This window comes from Enterobacter cloacae complex sp. S3 (genome assembly GCF_014930495.1).
In the GTDB taxonomy this organism is placed as follows: Bacteria; Pseudomonadota; Gammaproteobacteria; order Enterobacterales; family Enterobacteriaceae; genus Enterobacter; species Enterobacter asburiae_B.
The window spans coordinates 1-347 of the sequence record NZ_JADBRD010000102.1; the positions used below are offsets into that span (position 1 = coordinate 1).

General features: G+C 62.5%; 1 protein-coding gene. It reads left to right on the plus strand.

Translation table 11 applies throughout. The features are described 5' to 3' along the window. A partial coding sequence (locus IM317_RS23675; RefSeq protein WP_375336437.1) for a sensor histidine kinase occupies nt 1-347 on the plus strand: 347 nt, incomplete at both ends.

A 347-nucleotide genomic window follows, 5' to 3' on the forward strand; every position in this document is an offset into this window, starting at 1 on the left:
TATCTGCAGATTGAGAAGGCTCGCTTTCAGGCTAACCTGCAGATCCAGATGGCGGTGCCGGAAGGGCTGGCGCATCACCAGCTGCCGGCCTTTACCCTGCAGCCGATCGTGGAGAACGCCATTAAGCATGGTACATCGCAACATCTTGGCGTCGGCGAAATTACCATCCGCGCCAGCCAGGACGATCGCTGGCTGCAGCTGGATATCGAAGATAACGCCGGGCTGTACCGGGCCAACCCCCAGGCCAGCGGGCTGGGGATGAATCTGGTGGACAGGCGGCTGCGGGCGCGTTTTGGCGCCGACTGCGGCATCAGCGTCACCTGCGAGCCGGAGCGCTTTACCCGTGT